Here is a 26,083-nt window from a genome sequence, read left to right as displayed (position 1 = left end):
TTGCTGGTGGGAAAAACGAAGCTCCAGTCAAAATCAACTAGGGATTGGGCGGGAATTGCTGTCTAGTGGGCTTGCCGTGACCTATTTTGATCTATCGCCTAATTGCAAGTTTTGGTGGGTGTTGCGCGTGAGCGCAACCGGGTCGGGCCATTTGTGCGGCTGGAACGCAGTGGGCATCGTTTTAAGCCAATTCGCAAAACTCGCGGCTTGTCTTAAAATCGAGCCTTATTCTAAGTGGCAAAGCCGCAAAGAATAATCTCACTGCTGAGCCGCATGGCCCGACCCGGTTGCTAGGCAGAATTGAGCCTATCTGCAATTATAGTTGGATATTTGACAAAGCACTTTTACAAGCGAGCGGTCAAAACAATTGCCTACTTTTGAGATGGTACGGCAATACCAACTGATTTGGATCAGGCGGTCGGGCTATTTTGCGTTGGCTGAACATTTCTACGATGAAAACCAACCCACTCAGCTGATTCATTAAGAACTTGCCTCAGTTCATCAAGCAGACTGCGCTGGTATCACCAATTGAAAGCTGTTGATCACTAGCCACGATCGTCAATTACGTGGCACCTCATCAATTGACCATAGCTTGCCAGTCGGCGTGAGTGCTCAAGCGACTGTTAAAACGTTGAGCGGCTGGAGCGGAGCGTGGCGTTGAAATGTGTTCGCCGACCTAGCTTCTTCCGCTTAGCTACGCAACTATTCCGGAGGCATAAACCTGCCTTCAAAATAGTTGCTAGGCTAATGCTCAGAAGCTGCCCAGGTCGGTTCACACTCTGGCGTTGGTGGTTCGTTTATCCGCCAGGCGGAAGGTCGGGCTGGGGGTGAGTCAGCCGCGATATTATTGTTGGCGATTTATCGCCTACAATAAGGCCGAGTTTTGAGATTTTCGGTGGGTTTCCGAAAAGCTCAAAATCGTGCCCGCCGCGTTCCACCACCCCCAGCCCGACCTGGAGCCCCACTATACCTGCCGACCACCAACGCCACGCGCAGCGCAAGTTGCGGCCAACCTACTTTTTATAAGATCGGCAACGTAGTCATTTGCTGGATCTGCTGATCTTTGATCAACAAATACTGATCGAAATTCTGTTCCAGAAAGTAGCGATCATGACTGATGGCCAGCAAAGTTCCCTGATAATCATGGATCAACTGCTCGATTTCCTCTTTCGCTTCAATATCCAAATGGTTCGTCGGTTCATCAAGAATCAACAAATTGACCGCTTGCTGCGCTAATTTCGCCAAAACTAACCGCACCGTTTCGCCGCCGGATAAATCTTGCAAGCGTTTAGTCACTTCTGATGCGGGAAAGCCATAGCGGGCCAGCAAGCGCCGTGCCGGTTCTTCGGCGCCCATGAAGCTCATCGCATAGGCTAACAAGCGTTGTTGCGGTTGGGCAAAGCGGATATGCTGGGGCAAATAGCCGATCTGCAAACTGGCACCGCGCTTCAATTCACCGTCCGCTAGTTCATGTTGCTGTAAAATCGTTTGGACCAGCGTGGTTTTGCCAGCGCCATTATCACCTAGTAGCGCCACCTTATCACCACGATAAATGGCAAAATCACTGTCGGCGAAGAGTAGCTTCTCCCCAGCAAAACAGCCGATTCCCCGCGCCAACAAGACTTCATTGCCCGAACGCGAGCTAGCGCTGAGTTTCGGGACGGGCGGCGTTTGCGGCTGCGGTCGTTTGATCACGGTGAGCCGTTCCAAACGTTTGGCCACTTCCTTAGCCTTCTTGAAGAATTTCGGATTATCGCTTTCCACACCCCACTGGCGATATTGCCGAATCAAACGTTGCAGTCGCTTGATCTCTTTTTGCTGCAGATCATAATCTTTTTGCAATTTTTCCAACTCGGCCTGCTTCAAGAAGCGAAAACGCGAATAGTTGCCAGGGTAACTCTTCAGCTGACCGTCCTCAAGTTGGTACGTCTTGGTGGTGACGTGATCGAGAAAAGCGCGGTCATGGGAAATGACCAGAAACGCCGCTTTGGTATGCTTCAAAAACTCTTCTAGCCATAAAATCCCGGCCAGGTCCAAGTGATTGGTTGGTTCGTCTAGTAAATAAAGATCGGCCTCCTGAGCCAAGGCCTTGGCCAGCTCGACCTTCACTTTCTCACCCCCGCTAAGCTGATCCAGCGGCGCTTCAGCCAAATCCCCTAAGCCGACCCCCTTCAGAATACTTTGCAAGCGCTCCGCTAAGGTGTAACCGCCGGCGGCCTCATAATCCTCCTGAACGCGACTATATTTAGGCAAAATCGCGGTTAGATCTTGTTGCGGATCGGTCATCAATTTTTCATAGTAATGTAGCGTTTCACTGAGTTGGCCGATCTGACTGAAATTCCGTAGTAAATAAGTCATCACACTGACGGATTCATTGGCGGTTTGTTGCTGGACGTAACCGATGCGCAGGCCTTTCTGTTGACTCACACTGCCCGCGTCCACCCCTTCGATCCCCAGTAAAACCTCGAATAAGGTCGTTTTGCCACTGCCATTGACGCCGATCAAGGCAGACTTCTCGCCAGGTTCCAGTTGCAGATTTAAATGGTCTAAAATCGGATAATTGCTAAAACGTTTGGTAATGTCATTTGCTTGTAAATACATGATTGGACTCCTTATCCCAGCCCACAAAAAAAGTCATGAAGCGAAATCCATGACCTAAAAAGCCATAACGGCGTTTTCAAATTGAGGGACATTGGTCATTTTCTTCGTGTTGGTTCGCTTAAAAAAGGATAGACTGATAGCGTTGTTGGCCCACAGTCGAACACGATTGCATGACAAAAACTGGTGTAGGCACCGATCAAATTGCGTGGTTGTAAGGTTTCTGACATGCTGACCATCGAACTGGCCCTCCTCTCTAATAAAATAATAATTTAATTGTACGCTATTGGGCCTACTTCTGGCAAGCCCTTCGGACAAATTGCCCGCAGCTGAGCTGTTGGTGCTTTTCAGATAGGTTGGCCGCAGCTTGCGCTGCGAAATTCGGGGTGAGCTCGCTGTGGGCGTCACTTTGAGCTTCGCAAAGTGCGCGAATCTCAAAGCTGAGCCTTGTCCTAAGCGGTAAACCGCCAAGGACAATTGGTTCTTTCTAAACTTTGGCGAAGACACGATCAGCGCTGATATAATGGCTTTCAAGACGACGACTAAATACTCCAATTAAATAAATTAGAGCAATAGGAGATAAATGGCTGCATCAAGTCAACCTAATTATCTAAGCTTGAGTGTTGCAATTTATCAAATTCCCGAAGCAAGACTCTTGGTTATCGAAAAATTTTAAGGCTATTCGCTAAACGTTAGAAAGAACCGGACAATTTCACGGCGAGCTCACCCGAATTTCTCCGCTCCAGCCGCTCAACGTATCATAGTTGTTTCAGCACTCACTCCAATTGGCAAGCTGTGGTCAATTGATGAGGAGCCACGCAAATGACGACCTTGGTTAGTGGTTACCAGCTTTAAATTGGTGACACCAGTGCAGTCTGCCTTAAAAACTGGGGTAAGTTCTCGATGAATCAACTGAATCGGTCGGTTACAACTCAATGATTGTTTAGGGAACAGGTAAAGTGTTCAACCAATGCAAACTGTACCAACCAACTAATCCAATTCTATTGGCATTGCCGTACCACCTTAAAAAAAGGCAATTGTTTGACATCTAGCTTGCAAAACCACTTCGTCAGATACTCAACTTCGATTGCAGATGAGCTCAATGCTGCCTAGCAACCGCCTCAGGACGTGTGGCTCAGCGGTGACGTTATTCTTAGCGATTTATCGCTTAGAATAAGGCTCGATTTTGAGCCAATCCGTGGGTTTCGGATTGGCTCAAAACGATGCCCACCGCGTTCGAAACAGAGTGCGCAGCGCAACGGATTGACTTCGAGCGTTAGCCTAGCAATGGCTTTGGAAGCGGGCTTCGCTTCCGAAACAATTGCGTAGCTAAGCGCAGAAGTCAGTTGTGCGGAGCACGTTTCCAGCCACGACAAACGTCCTGAGGCGGTTGCGTCACCACCCAACCCACTGCATCAGCAGTCCAACGCAAAAAAATCACCGGACCGCGAACAGCCGGTGATTCCATGATGATTTTGCAAACAATTCTGTTTAGTGATTTAGAACTTCGGTAAACTTCAAAAGTTTCCTAATGTTCGACTTCTTGCAGTTTTTGATTGTCGTCTAACTGTGAGACGCCCATCAGATGTTTCTTTTGTAAATGATTCATTACTAACCATAAGAGTGCTAGGAAGATCACGCTGACCAAGATCAGGAAGAAAATCGAGAAGTTGACCGTTCCCCTGTTGATGCCACTGGTGATGGCTTGACGGAAGCCCATGATCGAATAACTCATTGGTAAGAATGGATGGATCACGTTATAGAAGTGGTTGGTGATCTGCATTGGGAAGGTCCCACCGGCGCCACCTAATTGGAGCATCAGAAGGATCATCGCAAAGAATCGACCTGGGTTGTCCAGCCACATAGACAGGAACATGATCAGGTACATCGAGGCCATCGCGAACAACCATGCAATCAGGTAGAACAAGCCGACATGATCAACTTGTAGGCCGAACGCCATGATCAAAGTTGCTTCAACCAAGGCCATCCCTGTCGCGACAACGGCGCCAATAGTAATTTTACTGAAGAACCATTGAGTAGCCGTACCATCTTTCTTGGAAACCTTGCGGATCGGATAAGCGAAGTTAAAGACTAACGCGCCGACATACAAGGCCAAGGACAAAACATATGGCGCTAAGGCGTGGCCATAGTTAGCGACCTTACTGAAATAAGTATGCTTGGTCTTTGTTGGTGCAGCAAACATTTCTGCTGTCTCACTGCTTAACTTGATGCCATTGACTTCTTTAGCACCATCGCCTAGAGAAGTTGACAACGTCTTACTACCTGATTTCAGCTTAGTTGCGCCAGAAGTCAATTGGCCATTTTTATCAGTCAATTGCGTGGTTCCAGCCAACAATTGGCTGACGCCACTTGTTAAGGTTGGAATCTGACCATTCAAAGTCGTTAAACCACTGGCCAACTGACTAGAACCGCTGGTCAAGGCGCCGCCATTAGCCGCTAATTGTTGACCACCAGCGTTTAATTGGTTGACGCCAGCCGCTAATTGACCAACGCCGCCATTCAAAGTCGCACTATTGGCATTTAGCTTTTGTGCGCCGGCATTCAGCTGGTTGACGCCAGCAATCAAAGCTGGCACGCTAGCATTCAGGCTGTTCAAACCTGTATTTAATTGGCTAGCACCAGCTTTAAGCTTCACTCCATTGGTCTTCAAAGCCGCGATTCCGGCATTCAAAGCTGGTAATTGCGCTGCCAATTTTTGGACCGCGGCCAAGTTCGCTGGGCTCAAGAATTTGGTGTCGATCGTCGTTAACATTGAACTCATGCCTTGGAGCAGTTGGGTGGTAGCCTGGGCTTCGCCATTGCGAACCTGAGCCAGTCCATTATAGGATTGCTTCATTGCGGCCAGACCACCCTGAATTTGCGCCTTGCTCTGTTGCGAAAGATTCGGATCGGCCAATCCTGCGTTGATGGCAGCCTCGCCCTGTTCAAACGCCACATTGGCCTTCGCGACGCTTGCCTGATTCTCTTGCAATACGCCACTCAACTTGGAAATACTGGCTTTCGCAGTCGCCAACTGAGCTTGAACCTGACCCGCTTGTTCTAATAAATCGGGCAATTTCGTAATCAGTGGTGTCAACCCAGCAACTAATTGATCGGTGCCATCAACGTATTGGCTGATACCAGCGTTTAAGTTTGTGCTACCTTGAGCCAATCGAGTGATCCCTGATTCCAAAGTACCAGTCTGCCCACTCATCGTTTGCAAACCAGTCGCCAACTGACCAACACCATTGGTATAGCTCGTCACGCCACTAGATAGCGTACCGACTTTGCCGTTCAGTGTATTCAAGCCAGAAGCTACTTGATTCGTACCACTAATATAGGTCCCTAACCCACTGTTCAATTGGTTAGCGCCAGTGGCTAATTGTTGCACGCCGCTAGACAATGGCTTGACTTTCAAGCTCATGGTTTGGATACCATCATGGACCGTTGAGACGCCGACTGTATATTGGTTGACGCCGTCGTCCAAGGTAACCAACCCGTCGTTCAATTGGGTCGCACCCTTTGCCGCCTTCTTCATGCCTTTGCCGACCAATTTGACTTGATCAAACAAAGCGCTGGCATAGGCATTGGTCACGTTGGCACGGATCTCTTTATCAAGCGTGGAAACACCGACACCAGAAATAACTTGACTCAGATAGTTCAATGAATCGTTGGTTTCATACTTGAGTTGCATTTTCTTAGGATGTTCATCCAGAACGGTCGCTGCATTGGCCGAAAAGTTCTCAGGGATCGTGACTACTGTATAGTATTTGTTGTCCTTCATTCCCTGTTTAGCCCGCTTAGCACTAACAAAATGCCAGCCAAGTTCTTTGTTCTTGCGCAACTTTTTCTCGGTTTCTTGACCGACATTCAAAGTCGTGCCGTTATATTTGACCGCAGTATCGTTATTGACCACTGCGACCGGCAGATCTTGGGTACTGCCATAAGGATCCCAGACCGACTTCAAGAAGAAGATCGCGTACAAGAATGGGATCACCATAATGACCAGTACCGATAATAAAATCAATTTGTTTTTCTTAATAAAACCAAATTCGTCCTTAACCATTTGAAAAAACACGTCCTCCCGCTAGGAAATGACCTCTCCTAGATATAAATCGATCAATTGTTGGAACGATCGGTGTTGCTCGGCGCCGACCTTGTTCAAAAAGCCCATGATCTCGATCACGGTGTAACCCATCACACTGCTAATGAAAGCTTCTTCAAAAGAGTCATTATCCATTTGCTTGAGCTTGATGTGCCGAATCACTCGCCGTAAAAGGTTCAAGACCCGTCCGGTTTCTTGAACGAACGGACTTTCTTCAGAATAACGATGGACGTAATACAATAATTGAACCATCGCTCCCTGAGACTCAAAATAATCATGAGCGATATTGGCATATCCGCGAAGCGCGTCCTTGCCAGAGATCCCGGTTAGATTTTCCGTCATTTTCAAGTATAGGGTCTTCATGAAAGTCGTCCCCATATCTTCGATCACCGCGTCAATGTTCGCATAATAGTTATAAAGTGATTGCGAACGAATATCGAGCTTCCGCGCCAAACTCCGAAATGATAATGTCGGAAAACCGTTCTCTATGACAATTTCCTGAGCCGTGGCCATAATTTTTTCCTTACTCATATCACGCTGCTTTGCCACTAAAAATCACCCGCCTTTACCTTTGGTGTGCCACTAATATTACTACAATTTGGAATTATATTACGACAGGATGCATTAGTCAACCTACATCTTGTAGTTTTTTACCTGTATAGCAAACTTTGTTTCCTTGAAGCGTTTTCATTTGCGGATCAATAGGATTTTTATTTTTGATCAAAATAAGAAAAAAGTATCTCTATTGAACGACACATTTTCTATTCAAAATCTTTCGTCCGATACCAGCGATCGAATCTCGGAGTGAACGCACCCGCTCGAAACTATCGTTGCAAAACCTAGTGTTTCAGCATCAAGTGGCAATGATAAAGCCATTTAGGATCAGTTGAACCTGAATGAGGTCTTCCCACACAAAAAAGCATCAAAGCCAAGGAATCTAGGCTCTGATGCTTTTTAAACCAAACATATTGGTGAATAAATTATTCTAAGAAGTCTTTCAATTGATTTGACCGCGATGGGTGACGTAACTTCCGCAACGCCTTGGCCTCGATCTGACGGATCCGTTCCCGGGTCACACCAAAGACCTTACCGACTTCTTCCAAGGTGCGGGTCCGGCCATCATCTAGACCGAAGCGCAACCGCAAGACATTTTCTTCGCGGTCGGTCAGGGTATCCAGCACACTCTCCAATTGTTCTTTGAGCAATTCATAAGAAGCATGATCTTCAGGGCTGGTAGCGTCGGCGTCTTCGATAAAATCACCTAAATGAGAATCATCTTCTTCACCGATCGGCGTTTCCAATGAAACAGGCTCTTGGGCGATCTTCAAGATCTCACGAACTTTTTCAGTAGGCATGTCCATTTCAGCGCCAATTTCTTCGGGCGTTGGTTCACGACCTAGATCTTGCAACAATTGCCGTTGGATCCGAATCAATTTATTGATCGTTTCGACCATGTGGACAGGGATCCGGATCGTCCGCGCCTGATCGGCGATCGCACGGGTGATCGCCTGACGGATCCACCAAGTCGCATAAGTCGAGAACTTGAAACCTTTCCGATAATCAAATTTTTCCACGGCCTTCATCAAGCCCATGTTACCTTCTTGGATCAAATCCAGAAATTGCATGCCTCGACCGACGTAACGTTTGGCGATCGATACGACCAACCGTAAGTTAGCTTCTGCTAAACGCTGCTTGGCGATTTGATCACCTTGCTCGATCTTTAGGGCTAAAGCAACTTCTTCTTCGGCGGTCAATAAAGGAACACGACCGATCTCTTTGAGATACATCCGGACTGGATCATTGATCTTGACGCCAGTCGGTGCGGAGAGATTCTGCATTTCCTTCTTGGTTACTTTTTTCTGCTTCTTCAACGATAATTCGCTGGGGTCGCCATTCTCATCAACGATAGCAAAACCCTTGTCTTCCATTTGTTGCAACAATTCTTCAACAGCCTGATCTTCAAGTTGATAAGGCTGAACGATCTTAGTGACCAATTCAGTATTGGTTACTTCCTTATCCGCTTTGTGAGCCGCAATCAGCTTCTTGATTGCTGTTTCCAATTTGACCTCGGGTTGTTTGACTGTTTCTTTGGTATTCTTTGCCATCAATTTTACCCCCATTTAACTAAAAACCTATTAACCTATTTATTAGAACTTGTGACATAAAGGATTTATTTCACGCGTCTAAATCAACTGACGCTTTAAAGTCAACACCTGATCAAGCCAGATCATTTCGGCCTCACTATCACCGACTTCAGTAGCATGCTGCACATTTTTTTGCGCAGCGGTCAATGCTTGCCGGATCTGTGCCTGCGCGACATTGCGCTGGTAGTCCCCGATTTCTTCATCGGAGACATCCTCAGGAACTTCCATCATCTCGATCTCCAAAAGCAAACTCTGCAGATCAGGCGTGATCAAATCGACGAATGCCGCCAAGGTATGTTCTCCTGGTGAGCGGGCGTAATCACGCCAAGCCTCAAAAAGTTCTTGGATCTGCTCATTATTAAAATGAAAATCTTCATCGGCCGACAATCGTGCCAGTAAACTATCCTGCCTGATCGCCAAGTACAAGAGCCGTCTTTCGGAGATCGCAGCGCCATCAAGTTTGGTAGAAAGCACTGGTGTTGGCGGTTGCTGAGCGGTCGGCGCAGTCACATCACGATTTTGTCGTTGCTGTGCGCGTTGTTGCCGGTGAAATTGACGCGTGATCCCTTCAAATTCTTGATGCAAGGCAGCCAGGTCAACATTACCTTGAGATGCCACCTGTTTCAAATAAAGATCCTGCTCGATCACGGAAGGCAATTTAACTATTTCTTGTAAGGCCGCCTGCACATAGGCTAAACGATCCGCATCCTGATTCAGATTATATTTATTGGCCAATTGTGCCAACGTAAACTGGATCGGTGTCTGCACATGATCCTGTAATTGCTTTTGAAATGCGCTCGCCCCATATTTCTTGACGAACTCGTCCGGATCCTTCCGCTCAGGTAAACTAACGACACCAACTTCAAAATCGCTATTTCGCAACAGTTGTAATGCCGCGGCCGAAGCGTGTTGCCCCGGCTCGTCACCATCATAACAGATGATCAATTTCTTCGCGGCCCGAGACAATAGGTAAAGTTGCTGACTCGTCAAACTCGTTCCCATTGAGGCAACACCATTTTTGACCCCCGCACGAAAAGCAGTGATCACGTCCATAAAGCCTTCAAAAAGTATGGCCGTTTGTGCTTGCCGCATTATTGGCCGCGCCTGCGCGAAATGATAGAGAGTATCGCGTTTTTGAAAGATCTTGGTCTCCGGTGAGTTCAAATATTTGGGTTCGTGCTCCTTTTGCACCAAGATCCGACCGGAAAAAGCAATCACGTTTCCATTTTGATCTTGGATCGGGAACATCACGCGACCACGAAAGCGGTCGATCAACGTGCCATCCTCTCGTTGTGCAAACAGACCTGAACGTACCAATAATTCTCGTGGGACCTGACGACTGGTCAAGAAGTCTAGCAAAACATTGGCCTGTTGAGGTGCATAGCCTAAGCCAAACTCGGCGATCGCAGCATCATCCATCTCCCGCTGGTGAAGATAATTCAACGCGTCCTCGCCCACTTGAGTTTTGGTCAAAATATGACTATACAGGACCTGAGCGTCTTGATAGAGCTTCTGCAATTGCCGCGTTTCTGAATGCTGTGACTGTTGATTAGCCGCAACTACATTCTCCGGCAAAGGCAGATCGCTGAACTCGGCGACTTTGATCACCGCTTCTGGAAAAGAAATCTGCTCCAATTCCATCAAGAATTTAAAAACATTACCACCGCGATGACAACTGAAACAATGGAAGATCTGTTTCTCTTCATTGACCGAAAACGACGGTGTCCGTTCCTCATGGAAAGGACACAGACCAAATAAATTCTTGCCCGCCTTGTGTAATTGGACGGTTTGGCCAATCAAATCAACGATATTCGTCTTCGAGCGCACCATATCGATGTAGCTCTCAGGAATCTTCGTTGCCATGATCTTCACATCCTTTCCTTGCAACTCATAAGCAAGAAATAGGCTGACCACAATCTGTTCGCCAGCCTAGACACACTTATACAACATATAATTTATCATAAAATCGAGAGAACTTCAAATGTAATGCTTGCGAAAAGCTTTGGCTAGCTGGTCAACTATACCGACTTAGGTTGGCCGCAGCTTGCGCTGCGCAGAGCGTTGATGTTGGGATGTGGTGCTTTGTGGACAAAGGTAGCTTGGCCACGGCTTGCGCTGCGAAATTCGGGGTGAGCTCGCTGTGGGCGTCACTTTGAGCTTCGCAAAACCCGCGTATCTCAAAGCTGAGCCTTATTCTAAGCGGCAAAGCCGCTAAGAATAACGACACGGCGATCTCACCCGAATTTCTCTGCTCCAACCGCTCAACGTTATAACAGCCGTTTGAGCACTCACGCAGACTGGCAAGCTATGGCCGATGGATGGGGAACCACGCAATTAATAACCATGGCTAGTGGTCATAAGTTTTAAATTGGCGACACCGGTATAGTCTGTCTGATAAACAAACCCAGTTCTCAGTAAATCAATTAAATCCATTGGCATTGCCATACCACCAAAAAAGCCGGCGGTTGCGTTCACACCAAACCCCAGCATACCTGCAATCAGGAAAGAAATCAGAACGAAACCAGCTTTTTAGCAGCGCCACTCAAATCAATTTCGGAAAGGCCAACCTCTTTGCAAATAAAGTTGCGTCCTCGCCATCGTGGCGCTAAACTAGTATTCATTAAGCTGGTAAAGAAAGGAAGCGCTGTATGTTAAATTTTCAAATCGTGACTCAACTCTCTGACCAACAAACTGAAGAAATCGTGGATTTGATTGCCCAATGTCATCTTTATGACGGCGGCGCGAAAGATCCTTATTTGGATAATCGCTTTAATTATTTCCAAGAAATGCCTTGGGTTGCGTTGGCCAGCAGCGACCAACACATTGTCGGGGTGGCCACGATCTACGCCGATGCTCAACCACCAGAGGAAGCGGAAATGGCGGTTTTTGTGCTTCCACATAAGCGGCGTCAAGGGATTGGCCAGCGGTTAGGCGAACTTTGTCAAACAACCTTGCGTCAATATGGTTATGATCAATGGGAATATTGGACGGAACTCGCCTTTTTGAACAGGGAGCCAGATTTTTTAGCTGCGATTGGGCTAACAGCGGATCCGGATTGGGAATTGCAAATGGCGCGACCGCAACAAGCAACACTGGCCCTACCTGCCCGCGCCAAGACTGTTTTACGACCATTAAGCCTTGCTGAGATTCCTGCTGTTCTTCCCATCTATCAGGCGGCGTTTCCAGAAAACACCGTGGACAGTACCCGTCAATATCTGTTGGGGTGCCTGCAGGATCAGCAAAATGACTTTCAGGTTCTTTGGCGGGGGTCAGAACCGCTGGGTGCTTGCGCCATTAATCTAGATGTGGACCGCGCTTATCTATTCAGTTTGTTCATCAGTCCGGAGCAGCAGGGAAACGGCTGGGGCACTTATTTGCTCAACCAACTGTGCCTGACCTATGATCAAGTTTCCACGTTACGCTTAGGCGTGGAAGCCAGTAATGTTCAGGCCCATCATTTATACGAGCGGGCCGGCTTTCAAGTCGAAACCACGGTGATCTACTTGGACTGTCCTGAACCGAAACGCCATTTGGCTTAAAAAACGCGCAAGCTGACCTGGTCAGCTTCTGAGCATTAGCCTAGTCAGAATTTGTGCAGCGCACGATACTTCCAGAAGCCTGGCGTAAATAGGCGGAAGGAGCTGGGTCAGCGAACACGTTTAAAAGTCCCCTAGTCGCCGCCAGCGCCATTAAGATTATTTCACCAGTCAAAAACCGCTTCTCAGCCTCACGTCAGACAATTGGCGTGGCACTGAAAAGCGGTTTTTATTTTTTTAGTCGGGCATCAGTATTCTTAAGCGCTCATCCCTATTTGACAACTAATTCTTGCAGATCACCGAAGATCGTGATCAGCTTTTGCAGGATCCGCAATTGATTCAAGCGGTTATTCCGCACTTGCAGATCGTCGGCCATGATCATATTTTCTTCGAAATAGTTTTCAATCAGGGGGCGTAGATCACGGAGCGCTTCATAATTCTGTTCGACCGTTTGCTGGGCGAATTGGCTGCGGATTTGCGTCACGGCGTCGAACAACACTTGTTCAGACGGATTCTCAAACAAGGCGGGATCCACGGACAAATCACTGGATTTAGCGTCAGTTTGCTTGGTCAAACGCAAGACCCGAGTCAACGCTTCGATGGTTTCCTTGAAATCGTCATCGTGGCGGTGCTCGTTCAAGGTCTCGGCTACTTCATTGATCATGGTTGGATCGATCGCGTTGGAATCAGCCAAGGCTTCCACGAAGTCATGACGGAAATTCTTCTCACTGAACAATTGGCGCATCCGATCGGTGAAGAAATGCCGCAGTTCGGCGCCGTTCTTTTGCCAGTCCAGCTTGAAGGTCAAGCCCCGGTCGGCCAAAACGTGTTCGATTTCGGCTTGTAATTTGCCTAAGGAAAGGTGCCATTGGTTGGCCAACAAGATTCGGACCACACCGTAAGCTTGCCGCCGCAACGCGTAAGGATCGTTGGAACCATTGGGGATCATGCCCACCACGAAAAAGGCCAGCGTGCTGTCAAGTTTATCGGCGATCGCCAAGGTCGCGCCAACTCTAGAAGCGGGCAAGGCGCCTTCCGCGGAGATCGGCAAATAATGTTCGCGGATCGCCTGGGCGACGGCGTCATTTTCACCAAAAATCTTAGCGTAGATCTCCCCCATCGTGCCTTGCAATTCGGGGAACTCACCGACCATGCCAGTCACCAGATCAAACTTGTAGATCCGACTGGCCCGATCCAAATCGGCCATTTCTTGCGCGCTCAAGCCAAACAATTGACCTAGGCTTTGGGCAATGACATTGACCCGCTGCATTTTCTCATAGAGCGTGCCGATCTTGTCGTGGAAGGTGACCTTCTTCAATTTCGCCACATAAGCATCGATCGACAGCTTCTGATCCTCTTCGAAGAAGAAGCGGGCGTCATCTAAGCGCGCAACCAGCACTTTCTCGTTGCCGGCGATGACATTGTCTAAATACTCGCGATTACCGTTGCGGACCCCGATAAAATCAGCAGCCAACTGGCCGTTCTGGTCACGCACATAGAAATAGCGCTGATTATCTTTCATTGAAGTGATCAAAACTGGTTCAGGAACGGCCAAGTATTTGTGATCAAAGTGGCCAGCGAACGCGGTTGGATATTCCACCAAGTTGACTACTTCTTCTAATAAATCAGGATCAAGATCAACTTGCCAATTATGATCATGGGCGATGGTTTGGATCTGAGCCTCGATCAGGGCCTGCCGTCGCGCCAAATCCGCGATCACCTTAACTTGAGCCAAGTCCTGTTCATAGTCGGTCGCCGTGGCGATCGTCACCGGTTTGCCTAAGAAACGATGACCTTGTGAGACGCGGCCCGCAGTCACATCCAGCAGGCTCATCGGAATGATTTGGTCATCCAGCAGGCTGACCAACCAGTGGATCGGCCGAATATATTCGAAATGATTCGTGCCCCACTTCATGCGCGTGGGGAAAGTCAGGCCTTTGACCACCTGGATCAATTCAGGCAGGATCGCTGCGGCGGGCCGACCCACTGTCTTCTTTTCGACGAAGACATAATCAACGCCTTTGAAGTCTTTGAAAGTGATCGCGCTGGGATCAACCCCTTGACCCCGAGCAAAACCCAGCGCCGCCTTGCTAAACTCGCCGTCAGGTGTCAAGGCGATCTTCTTAGCGGGACCTTTGACTTCTTCAACTTGGTCGGGCTGTTCTGTCGCCAGATCCCGCACCAAGACAGCTAAGCGCCGCGGTGTCGCGAAAACCTCGATTCGCGCAAACGCCAAATGCTGGTCGTTCAAAAAAGCGGCCGTTTTGGTCTTCAGTTGTTCCACGCTTGGGCGTACAACATGGGCCGGCATTTCTTCCAAACCGATTTCTAATAAATAATTTGCCGTCATTTTAGTTTTCCTCCCCAGCGGTTTCTTGAGCATGTTCCAATAATGGGAAGCCGAGTTTCTCCCGTTCTTCCACGAAGGCCTTGGCAATCTTGTGCGCCATGCTGCGAATCCGGGACAGATAACCGGCCCGTTCAGTCACGGAAACGGCACCGCGAGCGTCCAGCAGATTGAAAGTATGGCTACATTTCAGCACGTAATCATAGGCAGGATGGACCAGCCCTAATTTGATCAACCTCAGCGCCTCTTTTTCATAACTATTGAAGAAATTCAGCAACATTTCCTGGTCGCTCTCTTCAAAGGCGTACTTTGAGTGCTCGTATTCTGGCTCCTTGAAAATATCGCCGTAGAGCACACCATCGCCCCACTGCAAATCGAAAACAGAATTGACGTTTTGGATATAAGAAGCCAAACGTTCGACCCCATAAGTGATTTCAGACGTGACCGGATCAACGGTCAGTCCCCCGACTTGTTGGAAATAGGTGAACTGCGAAACTTCCATGCCATCCAGCCAAACTTCCCAACCAACACCGGCACAACCCATTGACGGATTTTCCCAGTTGTCTTCAACGAAACGAATATCGTGTTCCAACGGCTCGATCCCCAGCTCCCGCAAGCTATCCAAGTAATATTCTTGGATATTCTTCGGTGACGGCTTCATGACCACTTGAAATTGATGATGCTGAAACAAGCGATTCGGATTCTCGCCATAACGCCCATCTGCCGGCCGCCGGGATGGTTCCACATAAGCCGCGTTCCAAGGTTCTGGCCCGATCGCCCGTAGGAAAGTATACGGCGACATCGTACCCGCGCCTTTCTCGTTATCATAGGCCTCCATCAACATACAACCCTTTTTCGCCCAAAATTGTTGCAACGTCAAGATCATCTCTTGAATATTCAACTGTTTGACCATTTCCTCACCTCATCGTTGATTGTCCATCCGCCTTAAGCGTTCCCGGAACATAAAAAAATCCCTATGCGGCTACACTGGTAGCCACATAGGGACGATTATTTTCGCGGTTCCACCCTAATTTAGATGCGTACATCTACACTTCATTGCTTAACCGCTCCTAGGCGCCAGATAGCGTGATTGTGCCCTTTCACTGTCGGCACTCGCTGGAAAACGCTGATTGACCTGATCATTGCGGTGGTATTAAGTTACGACTTATGATAGCCCTAAATTTGTGAAATTGCAAGAGTTAAAATTAACGGCGGAGTCGATAATTGCCGGTTTAGCAAGGTGGAAAGCAGATTGACCGCGGCTTGCGCTGCGAAACTCGGGGTGAGCTCGCTGTGGGCGTCACTTTGAGCTTTTCGGAAGGCGCCGAAAATCTCAAAGCTGAGCCTTGACCTAAGCGGTAAACCGCTAAGGTCAATTTCACGGCGATCTCACCCCGAATTTCTCCGCTCCAGCCGCTCAACGTTATCTTAGTCATTAAAGCCCGCATGTATTCTATAAATAGATTTGGAGATAGTATCACTTCCCAATCGGAAAATATTAAAGTCATGAGACATGACTCGCCGGTATTATGAGTTCGTTTGCCATTATTTGTGTATTTTTTTAATAATGGCTTGTTGAGCTTGGGGAAAACTCGTATACTGAAATAGTTGTATAAGTTTTAAAATCTTGTTTTTATAATTGGAGGAGTGCTATGTCACTTTGGAAATGTATCAAGCGGCAGCGTCGTCTTAGTCTGATCACGCTGTTTTGGCAAATTGTGGGCGCTGGTTGTACAACCATGTATGGCTTGGGCAGTGCAAATATTGTCACGAATATCGTTAAGTTGAATCTGAGAGCTGTCATTTTATGGCTGGTTGTTCTCGAATTAACAAATATCGTTTGGGGTTGGCAGATCGTTGCGAACGAAACCAGTATGGAAAGATGGGTCCAAGCCATGGATCAGGATATTCGCCAGCAGATCGTGGTTAATTTAAGCCGCTTGCCGTATGCGGATTATCATCAGCAGGACCAGGCAACCTATCTTTCTTGGGTGACCAACGATATCAATACGATCAACGATTATGGTTTTGAGACCTTGGCCTTAGTCGTCTCGCAGGGGCTAACGATCGTGATGAGTATTGGCGCGATCATTCAATTTCACTATTCATTGATCATTACGATCGCGCTCCTGTTGGCAGTGATGTTGACGGCGCCACGCGTTTTCACGAAGAAAATGAACGCCGCAGCCTTGAAGTCCTCACACAGCGCCGAACAGCTGACCAAAAGTTTTACGGATCTGTTTGGTGGTTTCGATGAACTGATGCAATTGAATCGGCAGAAAGCCGCCGTTAAGTTCACGAAAGGCGCCACGACCAACTTTGCGACCAGCAAGATCGCGCAGGCGCGCACGTCTGGGCGTATGATGGGCGCCTCAAATTTCATCAGTTTGACTAGTCAAGTCATTGTCATGGCCCACGCCTGCGCTTTGTTCTTCGCAAAACTGGTACCGGTTGGGGCAATCAGTGGTGCGCGCTACTTTTCCGCCACGATCTTCGCTAACCTGACGGGCTTGATGGCCAATCTGGTCGAAATGAAAACTGTTGAACCGATTTTTGCCAAATATACGCAAGTCACAGCGTCGCCGCACATTTCCACGACCACTGCCGCACCGGCACAATTAGCGCCGGCGACAGTCAGTTTGGAGGACGTCACGTTTACTTATGACGACAAGCCGATCCTCCAGGATTTCTCCTATACCTTTACCGCTCAGCAAAAATACGCCGTGATCGGACCATCAGGTGTGGGCAAAAGCACCTTGCTGAATTTATTGGCCGGGCGACTCATTCCCACGACAGGAACTGTGACGCTGGCCGGTCATGACTATCAACAATTGCCCGCTCCGCAGGTCCGCGAACAAATTGTTTATCTCAGCCAACAGCCGCATATCTTTTCGGCGACGTTAGGCTTCAATATCATGTTGGACGCGCCGGAAGATCCGGAACGGTTACAGGCCGCCTTACATTTCAGCGGGCTCGATCAAATGCCCCAGGTTTTTCCAGCGGGCTTGGCGACAGAGATCATTCAGTCTGGTCAGCAGTTATCAGGCGGCCAACGGGAACGGATCGCGTTGGCCCGTGGTTTCTACCAGCAGCGTAAAATCTGGCTAGTTGATGAGGCGACAGCTTCGCTTGATCCGCAGGCGGCAACTGCCATCGAGACTGCCTTGTTGCAACTGAGCGACGTCACGCTGATCGTCGTCAGCCATCATTTTGCTAATCCAGATTTTATTACCTCGGTTGACGGAGTCCTTGATTTCAACCAATAGAAAACGCCCAACAAGAATACTCAAAAAGCACCCGTTTCAAACTGGCCTAGATCCTGTGGGCAACCTCAACAGCTAGAAAGTTATCCAATTCAATAAATGGCATGACTCCGATGAAACCTGGAGTCATGCCATTTATTTGTTCATATAGAGTAAAATGACGAATGCACCAACATTGATCAAGCGAACGGGGCAACCCGCCAGCACCCGCAACCAACACCAGCGACAGCGCCTACTTAGCCAACAAATAACTTTCCTCTATGCGCTGGCAAATTTCAGACAGTGGCACCGACCCATCTAGAATAATGGTGTACCAATGTTGCTTGTTCATGTGCCAGCCGGGATAATAGTCGGGCCGTTCAAGTAGCCCAGCTAAGTTTTCTGGCGCGCTGCGAAGATCAATGATCTCCACGATTTCATCAGAATCACCGCCTAATTTACGCCGCGGGACAGTCAGCAACAAGCTATACCATTTATTATTATCCTGGCGGCGCCAGACTGCGTTGGTGGGAAATTTCTCCCAGAGATATGCCAACTGATCGCCGTACTGCTGTTGGACAGCGTTGATCAGCTGGATTGCTTGTGCGGTTTCAAAAACCGTGGTCACGCAACATTTAGCGGCAATGTCGTCCAGAACTGCGGCGACGGCGGCGCGCACTTCCGCGACAAACGCGCCCGTGGCGTTGGTCTGATAGAGAATATATTCCTCATTGCTCGCTATTTCGGTCAAAGTTGTCTGCCCGCGGCCATCTTGATCGATCAATACCGACAAATGAAAATCGCCGTTCAAAATTGTTGTTGTATAGTGATAACCACGACTGACCGCTTGAAAGCCGTATTCAAGTAACTTCTCTGGCAGTGCGTTGCGAAATGATGGTGCTTGTGCCATGGGTAAATGACCTCCAAATCTTTCAATGAGTTGAACCAGCCAGTGATCAATCTCGCTTCAACAATAGCCCATTACCGCCATTGACCAATCCGTCTAGAAATTTTTTACTCTTGGGCACTAGCCCGACTTGATCTTGATAAATATGATCCAGAACGCGCTGTAATTCGCGCTTGGTCCGCGGGTTCAGGTCCGTGGCGCCCAACTGCAGCGGCATCATCCGCGCCAAGCGTTGCACCAGAACGATGGCGTTAGGTTGGGCGTGGAGACGATGAGGATCACGGGCCCAATGGTTCTGGCAAAGCAGGCCGCCAAACGCCTCCGAATAGTCTAGAGGCAAATCATTGCGGCCGCAAATGGCGCAACCGGTGAGATCAGGGGCGACACCGAAACGGTCCAGTAACTTGATTTCCACCATGTTCGTCAATAATTGCGGATCAATACCGCCGTCGATTTGGTTCAAGGCGGTTTGGATCAAGGTGAAAGCGCGGCCCAAGGGCTCACCTTCAGGAAAAGCCGCGCCAGCCAAGCTGAGAATGTAAGCCGCATAAGCCTGCAACAACAGGTCTTCGCTGATGTTGCGCCAGAGTTTGGTTGTTTTCGTGGCAGTCAAATAGGATAAGCCCTCGGGACTGATCCGCCCGATATAAGTTGCTTCCGTAAATGGCAAAATAGCGCTGGTCAGCTTGAACCCGCGCTTTTTTGCACCACGAACGAGAAACATTTTCGGGCCGAATTGATCGGTCAAGATCTGAACCAGCAAATCACGCTCGGCGTAATCACGCCGATACATGACCAAGCCTTGAAATTCGGCGTCGATCAAACGACTCAATTCTTGAAATCCTTCTGATTGTAGCCAGCTCGTTGTAAGAAAATCGGATTATCGCGCCAATTCCGTTGCGTCTTGACTTGCAGTTTCAAGTTGACGCGCTCACCAAGGAGCGGCTCGATCTCCTTCCGGGAGCGGATCCCGATTTGCTTGATCATCGCCGCCCCTTTGCCAATGACGATTCCCTTTTGACTATCCCGGTCAACGAAAACGGTGGCGTCGATCACCAGTTTCCCCTGCTCATGGGTATTCATTTGGTTGACGATGACCGCAGTGGAATGGGGAATCTCATCGCGGGTCAGTAACAGGATCTGCTCACGGATCAATTCCGCCACGATAAAGTACTCAGGGTGGTCGGTCAATTGGTCGTCAGGATAATATTTCGGTCCCGCTGGCAAATAGGATTTGATCTCTTTGACCAATTCGTCCACATTGTTGCCTTCCGTGGCCGATAATGGAATCACTTCCGCAAACTTCGCCAACTCTTGGTAGCCCACGATCAGGTCCAGCAAGTCGTCAGGATGGACCAAGTCGATTTTGTTGATGACCAAGAATAACGGCGTGTCCAGTTTTGCCAAGCGCTCCAAAATGAAACGGTCACCAGGGCCGATTTTGTCGGCGGCGCCCGTCATGTAAACGGCGATGTCCACCTCACTGAGGGCGGAGAAAGCCGCCTGGTCCATATAGTTGTCCAAGTCGTTTTTAGGCTTGTGGATCCCTGGGGTGTCCAAGAAAATGATCTGGGCGTCAGCGTCGGTGATCACCCCCTGGATCTTATTGCGCGTGGTCTGCGCTTTCGGTGACATAATCGCCACCTTTTCGCCAATGATTCGGTTCATTAGTGTTGATTTGCCCACATTTGGGCGGCCTAACAAGGCTACGAAGCCTGATTTAAATGGTTGTTCCGTCATTACGATCATCCTTTAGGAAAAATGAAAACGGCAAGATCTCACTGACCGATACCGTTCTGGTGTCACCATGAAGATTGCTCATGGTGATGGTGCCATCTGGAGCCATGAACTCGGTCATGACTTGGCGACAAGCGCCACAAGGTGAAACGGGGCCTTTCGTGTCGGCCACCACCGCGATCGCCTTGATGTGCTGTTGACCCGCGGCCACCGCCTTGAAAATCGCCACCCGTTCCGCGCAAACGGTCAGCGGAAAGGACGAGTTTTCAATGTTACAGCCCTGATAGATCGTGCCATTTTCGGTCAAAACGGCGGCACCCACCGCAAATTTGGAATAAGGTACATAGGCGGCCAGCCGCGCTTCTTGCGCCGCTGCGGTCAATTCTGTTAGATCCATCCAAAAATCTCCCTTATCATGCAAAATGTTTTTCTAAAACAATAACTGCCAAAAATATGGAACGAAGATGATCAAGCCGACGATGACCGCCAACGCCGCGGCCACCAAGACGATCGCCGCGGAAACGTCCTTGATGTGCTTGGCCAAGGGATCGTACTGCTTGGCCACCAACAAATCGACGATATATTCCACCGCCGTATTCCACAGCTCGGCGATCAACACAATGAAAATCACCCCGATCAGCCAGAGCCACTCGGTGGTATTGACTTGGATCACCGCGCTGAAAACAATCACCAAAAAGCCGATCAACACGTGAAACTTGAAATTCTGCTCATGCTGGAAGGTAAAGCGCAGACCGGTCCAAGCGTGTTTGAACGACTGCCAGAAATTATGGTTCTTGCCTGTTTGCGGCGGCTTAACGTTTGAGGCCATAAGCATCAAGTATTTCTTCTTGAAGTTTGATCATCACCTGCTCATCGGCGGGCTCGATGTGATCATAACCATTTAAGTGGAGAAACCCGTGGACCACCGTATAGCCGAATTCCCGGTCAAAACTATGTTCGTAAGTTTTGGCTTGTTCCGCCACGTGCCCAGGGGCGATAAACAAATCGCCGATATTACGCGGAATGTCCAGCTCGTCTTCCAGCTCGCGGAAGTTGGGCCACTCATCGGCCTCATCATCCTCGATGGCGAAACTGATCACATCAGTCACCCGATCCTTGTCGCGATACTCCCGATTGATCTCGCGGATCTTGTCATCGGTGATCAAGCTGATCGACATTTCCGTGTCGGCGGGCAGTTCCAGCTTCGCCGCCGCAAAGTCAACTAATTTACGGATCCAATCTTCCCGTTCTGCGGGTAACAAATGGTCGTCATTAATGATTTCTAGATTCACGTTTCATCTGCTCCTGATCAAATTTTTCGTACGCGTCAATGATTTTAGCGACAACTGGATGGCGTACCACATCCGTTGAAGAAAAGCGCACGATCCCGATTCGCTTGACTTGCTGCAAGATCTCGGTTGCCTGCCGCAACCCACTCTTCTGATTATGCGGCAGATCCACTTGGGTCAAATCACCGTTAATGATCATTTTCGAATTGATCCCCAAACGGGTCAGAAACATCTTCATCTGCGCGGTGGTCGTGTTCTGGGCCTCATCCAAGATCACGAACGCCTCTTCCAAAGTCCGCCCGCGCATATAAGCCAGCGGCGCGATCTCAATAATGCCTCGATCCAACATCCGATTGGCCTGCTCCGTGCCCAAAATCGTGTACAACGCGTCATACAGCGGCCGCAAATAAGGATCGATCTTCTCTTTCAAGTCGCCGGGAAGAAAGCCCAGACTCTCCCCCGCTTCCACCGCAGGCCGGGTCAAAATGATCCGCTGGACTTGGTTGCTCTTCAAGGCTGAGACCGCCAAGACCACCGCTAGAAATGTTTTCCCCGTCCCCGCCGGCCCTACGCCAAAGGTGATTTCATTGTGGCGGACCGATTGAACATATTGGCGCTGCCCCAGATTCTTCACCCGGATCGGCCGCTGCTGACTGTCGCGGATCAGGACTTCCTGATAAAGTTCGCTAAAATATTCCAAAGTCCCTTTTTGCGCCATTTTCAAAGCGCTTTGAACATCGGCGGTGCTGAGGGTGATTCCTTGGGCGCTGACTTGTGCTAATTGTTCCAAGACTTGCAGCGCTAAACTGGCTGTGGGCGCCGGCCCGGTGATCGTGATTCTCTCCGCGAAAGCGCGTAGTTCAACGTTCAAGTCTTCTTCTAACAAATGGAGAAATTCATCATTGACTCCCAGTAGGTTCAACGCCTGTTCTGGGTGGGTCAAGGTGAACGCCTTTTCAACCGAGGTTTCTTCGACCAACTATTTCGCTCCCATCAAATACTTGCAATACCTAAATTTTAGCACAAACCGCTCCAGAGCGCGACTAGCAAAAAGGTGAAAGTAGTTTGACCGCGGCTTGCGCTGCGCGTGGCGTTGGTGGTGGGCAGATATGGAATGGCTCCAGGTCGGGCTGGGGGTGGTGGAACGCTGCGGGCACGACTTGAAGCTTTTCGGAAGTGCACCGAAAATCTTCAAGCTCGGCCTTATTGTAGGCGATTAATCGCCAACAATAATATCGCGGCTGACTCACCCCCGGTCCGACCTTCCGCCGACAAACGAACAGACCACCAACACTACGCTCCGCTCCAGCCGCCCAACGTTAACTTAATCATTGAAGCACTCACGCCAACTGGCAAGCTATAGCCAATTGATGAGGCGCCACGCAAATGACGGTCGTGGTTAGTGGTTACCGGCTTTAAATTGGTGACACCAGCGCTGTCTACTTGATGGACAAACCTAGTTCTCGGTGAATCAGCTGGATCGGTCAGTTTTCAACCCGAACCCGCTTAGGTAAGTGAGATAAAGTTGGTGGCACTATCCGAAATGTACCGACCTACTAATCCAAATCCGTTGGTATTGCCGTACCACCGCAAAAGTGGGCAATTGTTATGACCTCTAACTCGCAAAACCACTTCGTCAAATCCTTCGTATCAATTGCAGATAAGCACAATTCTGCCTAGCAACCGCCTCAGGACGTGTGGCTCAGCGGTGAGATTATTCTTGGCGATTTATCGCTTAGAATAAGGTCTGATTTTGAGACAAGCCGCGAGTTTTGCGGATTGGCTCAAAACAGTGCCCACCGCGTTCCAGCCACGATAAACGTCCTGAGGCGGTTGCGTCCCCATCCAAACCCACCACACCTGCAATTAAGAATAAAATCAAAAATGGAACCGAATGAGGTAACAATCTGTCTAGGCAAACGCTTACTAACTGTTTGGGTCAAAAACAGCACTCGCTTTTTGTCCGAGTGCCGTTGCCATGATCGTTATTTGGTGGGGCCAAAATTTCAAACGTTTCAATTTTGCTAGACGGTTAAGCTGCGCCTTGGCAGCCAAACCGCGGAAGTCATTGGACGTTTAGCGCCGTCCTAACCGCCTGCGACGGGCGAACGAGCGCGATCAGTACTGATCTCCTTACCTGGGTAGAAACGTTCCTGCGGCCTTACCAGGTGCCTGAACGCTTTACTTCATCAAAGCCGTTTTGACGAGCTGGTTGACTTTGCCGCCATCGGCACGTCCCTTGACTTTGGGCATCAGAGCCTTCATTACTGCCCCCATATCCTTCATGGAGGTCGCTCCGGTTTCATTGATCGCGGCGCTGACCGCTTCGCCTAACTCAGCATCGCTCAAAGGTGCGGGCAGATAGGTTTGGACAATAGCGATTTCCGCTTTGGTTTCGGCGGCCAAATCGTCGCGACCCGCCTTTTCAAATTCGGCCAGCGAATCCTGGCGTTGTTTCAGTTCGGTGCTCAAAACCGCTAATTCTTCCTCGCGGGTCAAGGTGGCTTGGAGGCTTTCCTTCTTGATTTTAGCGTTCATCAGGGACGATTTGATCATCCGCACGACATTCAATTTGGTTTTGTCGTGGGCCTTCATCGCTGTTTTTAAATCATTGGTCAATTGTGTGGTCAGATCCATCATAATTCCTCGCTTTCTTTTTTTGAAAAAATAGTTTGGCGGCGTCAGGTCAGTTCCCTGCGTTCACCGGTGAAATTCAACAAAGCGCCAGCAAAGAAAAAAGCCCCTTAGTTAGTGATCACATTCGTAATCCCAAACCAAGAGGGCGTTTCTCATTATCTAAACTTTTTACGTTTCCGGGCAGCTTCGGATTTTAATTTACGCTTAACGCTAGGTTTCTCGTAAAATTCTCGTTTCCGATATTCTTGAAGTGTACCACTTTTAGAAACGGAACGTTTAAAACGTCGAAGAGCATCATCAATTGACTCATTGTCACGGACAACTGTCTTATTAGCCATGTGATTTCCCTCCTTCCGGTTTCTATGTAACTACCCACGACCTGTGCAAATTGCGCAACCCCATAAGTGTTCTTGTCTATTATAGCGAAAGATAAAAATGAGGTCAACAACTTTAGGAAAATTCCGTTAAAATAGTTATGTAAGCGTTGAATATGCTATGATTGACTTAGCAAGAAAAAGTCGAAATAAATGAGGATGATAGGAATGGCACAACGAAAAACCCTTTATTTATGCTTGATCTCAGATTCCGTAGGTGAAACAGCCTTCAAACTGACCCAGGCCGCTATGGCGCAATTTCCTGAAGTCAAACCGATCTATGAACGTTTCCCCTTCGTTAATACCAAAGAAAAAGTCGACAGTCTGATCCAAGTTGCGGTGGAAAAGAATGCGATCATCACCCATACTGTTGTGACGCAAGGCTTAAGCGAGTATATTCAGATCCAAGCGGCCAATCATGAATTGACCGCGATCGACCTACTATCACCAGTCGTTCGCTCCGTCAGCAAGCGTTTCAACTTGCAACCGACGCATGAGGCTGGCGCGGTCCATCATTTGAACGAACTATATTTCGACCGGATCTCCGCCATGGAATTCGCGGTGCTTTATGATGATGGCAAAGATCCACGCGGTTTTCTTGACGCTGACGTGATTTTATTAGGCATCTCGCGTACCTCCAAAACACCGATCTCGCTTTTCTTGGCTAATCGCAATATCAAAGTCGCCAATTTGCCGATCGTGCCCCAAGCGCATATCCCTGACGAGATCTACCAAGTCGATCCTCATAAGATCATTGGTCTGACCAATGATCCTAAGGTGTTGAACAACATTCGTCGTGAGCGAATGATCGCCTATGGCTTGAATCCGGACACCAACTATTCCAATATGGATGAGATCAAAAACGAGCTGGCCTTTGCGGAGAACCTCTACAAGAAACTGGGCTGCTACGTGATCAATGTTTCTAACCGCTCGATCGAAGAAACAGCGACTCTGATCTTAGAACGCCTTGGCTTGGATCATTATTAAGCTTGCAGATGGTCCGACAAAAGTAAAAACGATCAAAATAATATTTATCTAAATAATCAAAAAACGCGCTAATGCCTTGTGTTCTGGTCAAGTTGACAGATCAGCGAGCATTGGCGCGTTTTTTTAGTTGGCCAATTTTTTAATGACCGAGGGGATAAATTCAAAATTTCAGATCGAGCC

Annotated in this window: 19 protein-coding genes; 3 read left to right on the top strand and 16 right to left on the bottom strand. The window is 48.7% G+C overall.

Features of this window, described 5'->3' with window-relative positions; all coding sequences use genetic code 11:
• Positions 1-1,020: 1,020 nt before the first annotated feature.
• From abc-f to dnaG, 5 genes are all read right to left on the bottom strand, one after another.
• The gene (gene abc-f / locus OCU21_RS00630) at positions 1,021-2,601 is read right to left on the bottom strand and encodes a ribosomal protection-like ABC-F family protein (protein ID WP_261805572.1); all 1,581 of its coding nucleotides are present in this window, start codon (positions 2,599-2,601) and stop codon (positions 1,021-1,023) included.
• A 1,525-nt stretch (positions 2,602-4,126) separates the two neighbouring features.
• The gene (locus OCU21_RS00625; RefSeq protein WP_261805571.1) at positions 4,127-6,664 is read right to left on the bottom strand and encodes a YhgE/Pip domain-containing protein; all 2,538 of its coding nucleotides are present in this window, start codon (positions 6,662-6,664) and stop codon (positions 4,127-4,129) included.
• Positions 6,665-6,685: 21 nt separating this feature from the next.
• The gene (locus OCU21_RS00620; RefSeq protein WP_261805570.1) at positions 6,686-7,252 is read right to left on the bottom strand and encodes a TetR/AcrR family transcriptional regulator; all 567 of its coding nucleotides are present in this window, start codon (positions 7,250-7,252) and stop codon (positions 6,686-6,688) included.
• A gap of 431 nt (positions 7,253-7,683) precedes the next feature.
• On the bottom strand, positions 7,684-8,808 hold the full coding sequence (gene rpoD / locus OCU21_RS00615) for an RNA polymerase sigma factor RpoD (RefSeq protein ID WP_261805569.1): 1,125 nt from the start codon (positions 8,806-8,808) through the stop codon (positions 7,684-7,686).
• Between the two features lie 78 nt (positions 8,809-8,886).
• Positions 8,887-10,710, bottom strand: coding sequence for a DNA primase (dnaG, locus tag OCU21_RS00610; protein ID WP_261805568.1), 1,824 nt, complete (start codon positions 10,708-10,710; stop codon positions 8,887-8,889).
• Between the two features lie 785 nt (positions 10,711-11,495).
• Between dnaG and OCU21_RS00605 the strand changes: the two genes are divergently transcribed.
• Positions 11,496-12,386 carry a GNAT family N-acetyltransferase gene (locus tag OCU21_RS00605; protein WP_261805567.1) on the top strand — a complete coding sequence of 297 codons (891 nt, stop codon included), beginning with the start codon at positions 11,496-11,498 and terminating at the stop codon, positions 12,384-12,386.
• Positions 12,387-12,654: 268 nt separating this feature from the next.
• Here OCU21_RS00605 and glyS read toward each other — a convergent pair whose 3' ends face one another.
• Positions 12,655-14,733, bottom strand: coding sequence for a glycine--tRNA ligase subunit beta (gene glyS / locus OCU21_RS00600; RefSeq protein ID WP_261805566.1), 2,079 nt, complete (start codon positions 14,731-14,733; stop codon positions 12,655-12,657).
• Position 14,734: 1 nt separating this feature from the next.
• Positions 14,735-15,643: a glycine--tRNA ligase subunit alpha gene (glyQ, locus tag OCU21_RS00595; RefSeq protein WP_261805565.1), complete on the bottom strand. Its 909-nt coding sequence runs from the start codon at positions 15,641-15,643 to the stop codon at positions 14,735-14,737.
• A 739-nt stretch (positions 15,644-16,382) separates the two neighbouring features.
• Between glyQ and OCU21_RS00590 the strand changes: the two genes are divergently transcribed.
• The gene (locus OCU21_RS00590) at positions 16,383-17,996 is read left to right on the top strand and encodes an ATP-binding cassette domain-containing protein (RefSeq protein WP_261805564.1); all 1,614 of its coding nucleotides are present in this window, start codon (positions 16,383-16,385) and stop codon (positions 17,994-17,996) included.
• Positions 17,997-18,225: 229 nt separating this feature from the next.
• Here the strand turns inward: OCU21_RS00590 and OCU21_RS00585 are convergent, their stop codons facing one another.
• The 9 genes from OCU21_RS00585 to rpsU form a co-directional block, all read right to left on the bottom strand.
• Positions 18,226-18,882 carry an MmcQ/YjbR family DNA-binding protein gene (locus tag OCU21_RS00585; RefSeq protein WP_261805563.1) on the bottom strand — a complete coding sequence of 219 codons (657 nt, stop codon included), beginning with the start codon at positions 18,880-18,882 and terminating at the stop codon, positions 18,226-18,228.
• 46 nt (positions 18,883-18,928) lie between these two features.
• Entirely contained in the window at positions 18,929-19,711 is a 783-nt protein-coding gene (recO, locus tag OCU21_RS00580; protein WP_261805562.1) for a DNA repair protein RecO, read from the bottom strand.
• On the bottom strand, positions 19,708-20,619 hold the full coding sequence (era, locus tag OCU21_RS00575; RefSeq protein WP_125596013.1) for a GTPase Era: 912 nt from the start codon (positions 20,617-20,619) through the stop codon (positions 19,708-19,710). Before era ends, recO begins: the two co-directional genes overlap by 4 nt.
• A complete protein-coding gene (cdd, locus tag OCU21_RS00570) occupies positions 20,600-21,013 on the bottom strand; it encodes a cytidine deaminase (RefSeq protein WP_125596016.1) in 414 nt (137 codons plus the stop codon). Before cdd ends, era begins: the two co-directional genes overlap by 20 nt.
• Before the next feature lie 33 nt (positions 21,014-21,046).
• Positions 21,047-21,451, bottom strand: a complete 405-nt coding sequence (locus tag OCU21_RS00565; protein ID WP_261805561.1) for a diacylglycerol kinase family protein — start codon at positions 21,449-21,451, stop codon at positions 21,047-21,049.
• Positions 21,429-21,908 (bottom strand): rRNA maturation RNase YbeY, encoded by a 480-nt coding sequence (gene ybeY / locus OCU21_RS00560; RefSeq protein WP_261805560.1) that lies wholly within the window; start codon positions 21,906-21,908, stop codon positions 21,429-21,431. Before ybeY ends, OCU21_RS00565 begins: the two co-directional genes overlap by 23 nt.
• Positions 21,889-22,884 (bottom strand): PhoH family protein, encoded by a 996-nt coding sequence (locus OCU21_RS00555; RefSeq protein WP_261805559.1) that lies wholly within the window; start codon positions 22,882-22,884, stop codon positions 21,889-21,891. Before OCU21_RS00555 ends, ybeY begins: the two co-directional genes overlap by 20 nt.
• Before the next feature lie 1,202 nt (positions 22,885-24,086).
• On the bottom strand, positions 24,087-24,542 hold the full coding sequence (locus tag OCU21_RS00550; RefSeq protein ID WP_261805629.1) for a GatB/YqeY domain-containing protein: 456 nt from the start codon (positions 24,540-24,542) through the stop codon (positions 24,087-24,089).
• A gap of 155 nt (positions 24,543-24,697) precedes the next feature.
• Entirely contained in the window at positions 24,698-24,880 is a 183-nt protein-coding gene (gene rpsU, locus OCU21_RS00545) for a 30S ribosomal protein S21 (protein WP_125596037.1), read from the bottom strand.
• Positions 24,881-25,084: 204 nt separating this feature from the next.
• On the opposite strand from rpsU, the gene OCU21_RS00540 reads away from it, so the two are divergent.
• A complete protein-coding gene (locus OCU21_RS00540; RefSeq protein WP_261805558.1) occupies positions 25,085-25,903 on the top strand; it encodes a pyruvate, water dikinase regulatory protein in 819 nt (272 codons plus the stop codon).
• Positions 25,904-26,083 lie beyond the last annotated feature (180 nt).

It is taken from the genome of Lapidilactobacillus luobeiensis (assembly GCF_024345205.1).
Classification (GTDB): domain Bacteria; phylum Bacillota; class Bacilli; order Lactobacillales; family Lactobacillaceae; genus Lapidilactobacillus; species Lapidilactobacillus luobeiensis.
Note: the sequence above shows the minus strand (reverse complement) of the source record. Positions and strands in the feature narration are given on the sequence as shown.

Bases quoted from the DNA above. Each gene is read 5' to 3' on its own strand.
- abc-f (WP_261805572.1), bottom strand. From the start codon at position 2,601: ATGTATTTACAAGCAAATGACATTACCAAACGTTTTAGCAATTATCCG.
- OCU21_RS00625 (WP_261805571.1), bottom strand. From the start codon at position 6,664: ATGGTTAAGGACGAATTTGGTTTTATTAAGAAAAACAAATTGATTTTA.
- rpoD (WP_261805569.1), bottom strand. From the start codon at position 8,808: ATGGCAAAGAATACCAAAGAAACAGTCAAACAACCCGAGGTCAAATTG.
- dnaG (WP_261805568.1), bottom strand. From the start codon at position 10,710: ATGGCAACGAAGATTCCTGAGAGCTACATCGATATGGTGCGCTCGAAG.
- OCU21_RS00605 (WP_261805567.1), top strand. From the start codon at position 11,496: ATGTTAAATTTTCAAATCGTGACTCAACTCTCTGACCAACAAACTGAA.
- glyS (WP_261805566.1), bottom strand. From the start codon at position 14,733: ATGACGGCAAATTATTTATTAGAAATCGGTTTGGAAGAAATGCCGGCC.
- glyQ (WP_261805565.1), bottom strand. From the start codon at position 15,643: ATGGTCAAACAGTTGAATATTCAAGAGATGATCTTGACGTTGCAACAA.
- OCU21_RS00590 (WP_261805564.1), top strand. From the start codon at position 16,383: ATGTCACTTTGGAAATGTATCAAGCGGCAGCGTCGTCTTAGTCTGATC.
- OCU21_RS00585 (WP_261805563.1), bottom strand. From the start codon at position 18,882: ATGGCACAAGCACCATCATTTCGCAACGCACTGCCAGAGAAGTTACTT.
- era (WP_125596013.1), bottom strand. From the start codon at position 20,619: ATGACGGAACAACCATTTAAATCAGGCTTCGTAGCCTTGTTAGGCCGC.
- cdd (WP_125596016.1), bottom strand. From the start codon at position 21,013: ATGGATCTAACAGAATTGACCGCAGCGGCGCAAGAAGCGCGGCTGGCC.
- OCU21_RS00565 (WP_261805561.1), bottom strand. From the start codon at position 21,451: ATGCTTATGGCCTCAAACGTTAAGCCGCCGCAAACAGGCAAGAACCAT.
- OCU21_RS00550 (WP_261805629.1), bottom strand. From the start codon at position 24,542: ATGGATCTGACCACACAATTGACCAATGATTTAAAAACAGCGATGAAG.
- rpsU (WP_125596037.1), bottom strand. From the start codon at position 24,880: ATGGCTAATAAGACAGTTGTCCGTGACAATGAGTCAATTGATGATGCT.
- OCU21_RS00540 (WP_261805558.1), top strand. From the start codon at position 25,085: ATGGCACAACGAAAAACCCTTTATTTATGCTTGATCTCAGATTCCGTA.